Genomic DNA, 7,602 nt, shown 5'->3' on the forward strand with positions numbered 1-7,602 from the left:
CCCGTCCACCTTTCTCCGCCCAGGTTCGTGTCCACCGAATCTGCATCACCCGCAGCATCACCAGCATGCCCAGCGACAAGGCTGCAAAAAAGAAGAAACCCCACATGTAAGTGCCCGCATACTGCTTGGAGATACCCATGGCATTGGGCACCAGGCCGCCGCCCAGTGCGCCGATTTCCCCGATCATGGAGCCGGCTACCGCAGTAGCCAGGGGCCAGCGTAGCGGTACCAGCTGGAAAAGGGCGCCATTGCCTGCACCCAGTGCGGCAAAGCACAGCATGACCAGCAAGGTGGTGGCCACCAGGGATTTGCTGGCCAGGCCGCATGCCACGAGCGTGGCGGCAATCGTCAGCAGCACGACGCTCAAGGTGTTCACGCCGCCCCAGCGGTCCGAGATCCAGCCGCCGAAGATGCGCAGCGCCGCGCCCATGAAGGCTGCCAGCATCGACAGCTGCCCGGCCTGCACCTTGCTGACGCCGAACTGGTCGTAGTAGTAGGAAGGCAAAAACGTCGCCAGCCCGATGAAGCCGCCAAAACTCACGGCGTAGATCAGGCTGAAAGCCCAGCCGTCTTTTTCGAACAGGCAGGCCACGTGTTCGCGCAGGGTGGCGTGGCTGTCCACATCGTCGGGTTCTTTGGCAAAAAGAATCATCGCGATCATCGGCAGCAGCATGGCTACGGCAGCAATGCCGTAGACCGACTGCCAGCCGAAGCGCTGCGCCAGCGCCGGCGCGACAAGCACGGAGACAGCGGTGCCCACGTTGCCCGCACCGACCAGACCCATGGCCAGGCCCTTGTAACGGGGAGGGAAGGRGCCCGAACCCAGGCTGAGCGCCACGCCGAAACTGGCGCCGGCAATGCCCAGCAGCACGCCCATGGCCAGCAGGCTGCTGTAGGAGTCAACCACGAAGTAGCCGAACAGCAGCGCCACCATGATCAGGCCCATTTCGACCAGCGTGGCATTTTTGCGGCCAATGTATTGCGCCAGCACGCCCAGCGGAAAGCGCATCAGCGCGCCGGCGAAGATGGGAACCGACAGCATCACGCCTTTTTCTGTGGGCGAGAGCTTGTAGGTTTCCGAAATGAAAGGCGCCATGGCGCCGTTCATGACCCAGATGCAGCACGAAAACGCGAAGTAGAAAAACGCCGCACCCAGTGTGGGCGCGTGGCCAGCCTTGAGAAAATTACGAAACCCCGCCATGGTGCAAGCTCTTTCTGTGAAGATGGTTGATTCACAGAAACAGTGCGAAAAGCATGCCAACTTGGGGCACTCAAAATGCACCCTTGCAGCGCAATTTGAGCCTGAGTTGCGGTTTCTTTTGGTGCGACGCACACATTGCGTGCGTGCAGCCGTGYGAATCAACCAAGCCGACCGAGGTCGCGGGCTAGTTTTTGCGGTCCATGTCGACGCAGACCATTGCCGCGTAGTGGTTCCAGCGCAAGGTGATCACGTAGGGGCGCTTGCGTACCCGGGCTTTCATGCCCTGCGCACCCTGCAGCTTGATCGGCACTGAAATCTGCAGCTCGGACCCCAAAGCCTTGCGTGCATTGCCTGCCAGGGTGTTGGCGATTTCACCCACCGCATCAAGCAAGTTGCCATCGCTGAGGTCGGTTTCATGCTGGAGCAGCAAAATCTCGCGCACCAGTTTCCCCGGCATGGACACCACCACATGTCCGTTGTGGCTTCCGGAAAAGGTCACGATGCCGTTGAATTCAAAGGCTTCGATATCTCCCGTGCCGAGATAGGCCGAGGTGATCTGCGGTTCCTGCCGGGTCGTGATCTTGAGGTAATGCCGGATGGAATCGACAAAGAGCTTGAGGTCGTTTTCGTTCAGTGTGGCCATAACAATGTCCTTAGCGCACGTCTGCAACGTCGAGCAGTGCAATCTGCAGCTCTTCGTCGGTAAAGGGTTTGGCAACGAATCCGCGGGCGCCCAGCTTGAGTGCCTGGATGGCTGTCGATTTGTCGCTGAGCGCGCTGACCACCAGTATCTTGATGGACGGGTCGAACTTCAGCAATGCGGTGATGCATTCAATGCCGTCCATCTCAGGCATGGTCAGGTCCATGGTGACGACCTCGGGGCGGGTTGCCCGGGCCAGCCGCACGGCTTCAAGGCCGTTTTTGGCCAGGCCTGCGAGCACCACGCCCTTGATGCCGCCGTTTTGCACCACTCTCGAAATCCGGGTCCGGATCATGTTGGAGTCGTCAACAATCAGCAGTCGCATGGAGAAGCTCCTGTGTGGGGTTTGTGATGGCCATTGCTGGATTGCTTCAGGAAAATTCAGGAAAAAGAAACCTTGAATTCGGTGTGCTGGCCGGGCGTGCTGGAGAGCAGCAGGCGCGCCCCCAGCTGCTGCACGTTGGTCTGCACCAGGTCCAGGCCCACGCCGCGGCCTGCGTGGCGGGAGGTGGCACCGGCCGTGGAAAAGCCCGGCTTGAAAATATGTGCAACGATCTGCTGCTCGCTGAAGCTTTGCAGCTGCTCAGGCGTATACCAGCCCAGTTCAAGCAGACGGCGGCGAACGTCGGCCGCATTCAGGCCCGCGCCATCGTCGCGCACGCTGAGCTGCCACTGGCCGTCTTCGTTCCGGGTGAGGTTGACGGTAATCCGCCCGGACTCCGCCTTGCCCGCAGCGCGCCGCACGGATGGCACCTCCACGCCGTGCACCACGGCGTTACGCAGAAGCTGGATGGCGATTTCGCGCAGCAGGTTCATCTTGTCGGCCGGCATGTCCTGGGCACTCCCCATACGCACCTCGGCATCCACGCGTTTGCCGCAGTCGGTGCCGACCTCGTTCGCCAGCTGGGTCAGCACGGCGTTCAGTCCTTGCGATGCGGAACCGTCCGGGGCGGGCGCCGTGTCACCGCCTGAGCGCTTCTGGCCCAGCGCCTTGAAGGCGCCGACCTTGGCCAGCAGGTCCTCGAGCGGCAAAGGCAGGGCCAGCAGAGCGTCGCCGGTGGCGGCGCCGTTGTCCTTGAGCTTTTGCAACTCGCTTTCGAACTGATGGGCCAGTGTGGCCAGGATTTCCAGTCCGAGCGACGCTGCGTCGCCCTTGAAGGCGTGGATGCGGCGGTAGGCGCCGTCCACAGCTTTGAGCACCTGGACTTCCGAGGCGGCTGATGAAGTGCTTCGCAGCAGGTCGTTGACTTCCAGCAGGGACGCTTCAGCTCGCTCTACAAAAGCGCGCATCATGGCCGGCTCCGTCTCGAAAGCCTTGAGCATCATGGACAGCTCTTTTTGCGAGCGCTGGCGTTCGCCGGTCAACCGGGCCTGCAACTCGACTTTTTGCGTGATGTCCTGCACGGTGACCAGCAGATGCCGCACGGTGTTGCCGTCCTGCACCCGGTTGAAATGGAACGAAAGGTAGCGCTTGGTGTCCTGGCCCAGCCGGTTCCTGACGGTGAGTTCCACCTCCGACAGCGGGTTGATGCCCTGGATCAGCTGCTCCTTGACGTGTGGAGAGAACAGCAACTCGACATAGTCCCGCGCATCGGTCAATGCCTTGTCGGAAACCAGGGTGGACAGCTGGTAGAAGAAGTTTTGCCCCGGTGCCAGCGTTTTGCCGAACAGTGCATGGGTCGAACGGGACAACTGGGAACCGAGCTGGTGTTGGGGTGTCAGCAGGAACAGGCCTTCGCGCACGCTGGCGAGAATCTCCCGGTTTTCTTCGGTGGCAGCTTCAATCGCGGCGTCTGAAGTTTTGAGGCGGCGCAGGAACTTGAACAGAATGAAGGCGAAATTCAGCAGTGCCAGCACGATACCGCCGGTTTGCACCATGCGCAGCACGCTGGCACGCGAGGCGCCTATCTGCTGCGTTTCGGTCACGAAGTCGTTGGCCGCGCCCAGCAGCTGGATGTTGTAGGTCTGGCTGTAGGCCAGCGCGGCGGCCAATTCCTGCTGCGTGAAGTTGTCGCCTGCCAGCAGCGGCTGGAGCAGGGCGAAGTAGGGCTTCCAGATTTGCTCCACCTTTTCCTCGAGCTCACGGCCGCGGCTGGACACCACCGGCTCCAGGTAGACAGGTTTGCCGTCGCCGCCGGGAATGGTGCCGCCTTCGCGAAACGCCAGCTGCGACACCTGGAAGATTTTGGCGCCCGCACGCAGCTCCGCCAGGGTGTCGGCCCTGTAGGGCGCACCCGAGACGCGCATGGCATCAAGCTCCAGCRGGGTGCGCGCGACGCGTTGCGAGACGACGCGCTGGCGGCCGGAAAGGTTGATGGCCACGGTGTCCTGGTCAATCTTGAACGAGGTGTAGAAGTTCAGGACCAGCACACCCAGGTCAAACAGCAGGAAAAACGCGACTGCGATGATGATTTCACGGTACTTGCCGAGCGAGGAGAGGCCGTGCGATGCTGACGGCCGCGTGCTGGCTGGTGCGCCATGGGCGATTCTGTCGGCGCCGGGGATTGGCAAAACTGCAGACATTAAAAACCTCCCTTTGAAAATCCCGGAGCGGCTTGTTTGCCGCTTTTCCGGTCTGGCCTTTTCAGGCTGCTTTTTCGACGTGGCCCTGGCGGGTGTAAAGGAAATCGATCACGGCCTTGCGGTAACCCAGGTAACGGATGTCTTCGGCCAGCGCCACGCGGGAACGTGGGCGGGGCAGCTCTACTGGCAACACTTCGCCGATCGTGGCGGCGGGACCGTTGGTCATCATTACAATGCGGTCGCTCAGGAGAACGGCTTCGTCGACATCGTGGGTCACCATCACGACCGTGCTTTGCGTGGTGGCGACGATCTGCAGCAGTTCATCCTGCAGCTTGGCGCGGGTCAGCGCATCAAGGGCACCGAAAGGCTCGTCCAGCAGCAACACCTTGGGTTCCATCGACAGTGCGCGTGCAATGCCGACGCGCTGCTTCATGCCGCCCGAAATCTCGCCGGGACGTTTTTGCGCCGCTGGCGTCAGCCCGACCATGGCCAGTGCGGCGTCGGTGCGGGCCTTGAGCTGGGCCTTGTTTTCCGTGGCCGCAAAAACCCGCTCGACGGCAAGGTAAACGTTCTCGAAGCAGGTGAGCCAGGGCAGCAACGAATGGTTCTGGAATACGACGGCCCGCTCGGGTCCGGGGCCGGCGATTTCGCGGTTGGCGCACAGCAGGCTGCCCTCGGTGGGTGTGGTCAGGCCGGCAATCAGGTTGAGCAGCGTGGATTTGCCGCAGCCTGAATGGCCGATCAGTGTGACGAACTCGCCCTTGGCTACCGTGAGGTTGATGTTCTGCAGTGCGCAGAACGGCCCCTTTTTGGTCTTGAAAGTTTGCTCTACGCCCTGGATCTCGATGTACTTGGTAGTGAAGGATGTCATGGCTTGGTTCTCCTTTTGTTCGAGCGGTTCAGTTCTTGACTTCTTCAAACGTGAAGGCTGTTGCAAGCTTGATCAGTGCGAACTCCAGCACCAGCCCGACGATGCCGATCACGAAGATCGCGATGATGATGTTCTTGACGTTGAGGTTGTTCCACTCGTCCCAGACCCAGAAGCCGATGCCGACGCCACCGGTCAGCATCTCGGCGGCCACGATCACCAGCCAGGCGGTGCCGACAGCCAGACGAACGCCGGTCAGCATGTAGGGCAGCACGGCAGGAAAGAGGATCTTGGTCACGATCTTCCACTCGCTGAGATTGAGCACACGCGCCACGTTCATGTAGTCCTGCGGCACGCGTTGTACACCGACAGCCGTGTTGATGATCATGGGCCAGATGGAGCAAATGAAGATGGTCCAGATAGCAGCCGGGTTGGCACCCTTGAAGACCAGCAGACCAATCGGCAACCAGGCTAGCGGCGACACCGGGCGCAAGAGGCTGATCAGCGGGTTGAACATGCGGCTCAAAAAATTGAAGCGACCGATCATGAAGCCGACCGGTATGCCGACGACGGCCGCCATGCCAAAGCCCATGGCCACGCGCTTGAGCGACGACAGCACGTTCCAGCCCACGCCCTGGTCATTCGGCCCCTTGCTGTAAAACGGGTCGCTGAAGATCTGCACCGCCTGCACAAAGGTGTCTTTGGGCGAGGGAATGCTGCCGGCCGTGCCCATGAAAACAAGCTCCCAGATCAGCACCAGCAAACCGAGGCCCAACAGGGGGGGCAGGATGGTGAGCCAGAGCCAGGAGGCATCGCGGGATGGCTTGGTGGCGGGCATGGGTTTTATTGAAACGTTCATGTTGTTTTTGGCTGCGGAGCCCGTTGGATAAGCGCCGCCAGCTATCGAATTGATAGCGACGGCCTCTCTGGGCCTTTCGTTGCTGCGGCTTGCAGGGGTTGCCGCCTCCAGCGGGTTGTGAAATACGGCACTGACCATGGCGTCACCTCTTTACGTGGGAAGGTTGGGTGGGGTGTAGCGTGGATATAGCGTGGGTGTTCAGGCGTGAACCTTGAAACTGTCGGCGTATTTTTTCGGGTCCTTGCCGTCCCACACCGTGCCGTCCATCAGCTTGCTGCTGCGCATGATGTCTTTGGGAACGCTCGCCTTGGCAGCCGTCGCGGCCTGTTTGTAGACGTCGATGTGATTGATCTGTTTGGCGATGCCCAGGTAGTCCGGATGCTCCTTGATCAGGCCCCAGCGTTTGTGCTGCGTGAGGAACCACATGCCGTCGGACAGGTAAGGGAAGCTCACCGCACCGTCGTTGTAGAACTTCATGTAGTTCGGGTCGTCCCAGGTCTTGCCCATGCCGTTCTGGTAGCGGCCCAGGATGCGCTGGTTGATGGCGTCCACGCTGGTGTTGACGTAGCTCTTGTCGGCCACGGTCTCGGCCATCTTGTTTTTGTTGGAGAGGCTGGCGTCAATCCACTTGCCGGCTTCGATGATGGCGGCGGTCACGGCGCGCGCTGTATTGGGGTATTTTTTGACGAAGTCGGCCGTGGTGCCCAGCACTTTTTCAGGGTGGTCTTTCCAGACGTCCTGGGTGGTCACGGCGGTCACGCCTATGCCGTCGATGATGGCGCGGTGGCCCCAGGGCTCGCCCACGCAGAAGCCGTCCATGTTGCCCACGCGCATGTTGGCCACCATTTGCGGTGGCGGCACGGTGATGACCTTGGCGTCCTTCATCGGGTTGATGCCGTTGGCGGCCAGCCAGTAGTAAAGCCACATGGCGTGCGTGCCGGTCGGGAAGGTCTGGGCGAAGGTGTATTCGCGCTTGTCGCTGGCCATGAGCTTGGCCAGGCCCGGGCCGTCGATGGCGCCCTTGTCGGCCAGTTTCTTGGACAGCGTGATGGCCTGGCCGTTGTTGTTGAGCGTCATCAGCACAGCCATGTCTTTCTTGGGGCCGGCTGTGCCCATGTGGACGCCGTAGACCAGGCCGTAGAGCACATGGGCGAAGTCCAGTTCGCCGTTGACCAGCTTGTCGCGTACGCCGGCCCAGCTGGCTTCCTTGGTCGGGATGATCTTGACGCCGTATTTCTGGTCAATGCCCAGCACTGAGGCCATGACCACCGAGGCGCAGTCGGTCAGCGGAATGAAGCCGATCTTGACTTCCTTCTTCTCTGGTGCGTCTGAGCCCTGGGCATAGACGGCAGCGCGCAGGGCGGGGTTGATGCCCACGGCGCCCACGGCCGCGGCCTGCAGCACGGTACGGCGAGTCAGCGAAGATTTCAGCAGTTCAGTCATGTCAGCGG

7 protein-coding genes are annotated in these 7,602 nt (G+C 61.2%); all 7 read right to left on the bottom strand.

The window, feature by feature from the left end; translation table 11 throughout:
* A partial coding sequence (locus AC1D1X_RS10975; protein WP_477698275.1) for an MFS transporter occupies window positions 1–1,201 on the bottom strand: 1,201 nt, incomplete at its 3' end.
* 184 nt (window positions 1,202–1,385) lie between these two features.
* Window positions 1,386–1,844, bottom strand: a complete 459-nt coding sequence (locus AC1D1X_RS10980; RefSeq protein WP_431097274.1) for a chemotaxis protein CheX — start codon at window positions 1,842–1,844, stop codon at window positions 1,386–1,388.
* A 10-nt stretch (window positions 1,845–1,854) separates the two neighbouring features.
* Window positions 1,855–2,226: a response regulator transcription factor gene (locus AC1D1X_RS10985; RefSeq protein ID WP_457279080.1), complete on the bottom strand. Its 372-nt coding sequence runs from the start codon at window positions 2,224–2,226 to the stop codon at window positions 1,855–1,857.
* Window positions 2,227–2,282: 56 nt separating this feature from the next.
* Window positions 2,283–4,424: an ATP-binding protein gene (locus tag AC1D1X_RS10990; RefSeq protein ID WP_477698276.1), complete on the bottom strand. Its 2,142-nt coding sequence runs from the start codon at window positions 4,422–4,424 to the stop codon at window positions 2,283–2,285.
* A gap of 61 nt (window positions 4,425–4,485) precedes the next feature.
* Window positions 4,486–5,295, bottom strand: coding sequence for an ABC transporter ATP-binding protein (locus tag AC1D1X_RS10995; RefSeq protein WP_477648110.1), 810 nt, complete (start codon window positions 5,293–5,295; stop codon window positions 4,486–4,488).
* 28 nt (window positions 5,296–5,323) lie between these two features.
* Window positions 5,324–6,289 carry a nitrate ABC transporter permease gene (gene ntrB / locus AC1D1X_RS11000; protein ID WP_477671581.1) on the bottom strand — a complete coding sequence of 322 codons (966 nt, stop codon included), beginning with the start codon at window positions 6,287–6,289 and terminating at the stop codon, window positions 5,324–5,326.
* Window positions 6,290–6,349: 60 nt separating this feature from the next.
* Window positions 6,350–7,594, bottom strand: a complete 1,245-nt coding sequence (locus AC1D1X_RS11005) for a CmpA/NrtA family ABC transporter substrate-binding protein (protein WP_477671582.1) — start codon at window positions 7,592–7,594, stop codon at window positions 6,350–6,352.
* Window positions 7,595–7,602 lie beyond the last annotated feature (8 nt).

It is taken from the genome of Polaromonas sp. P1_G4 (genome assembly GCF_056405475.1).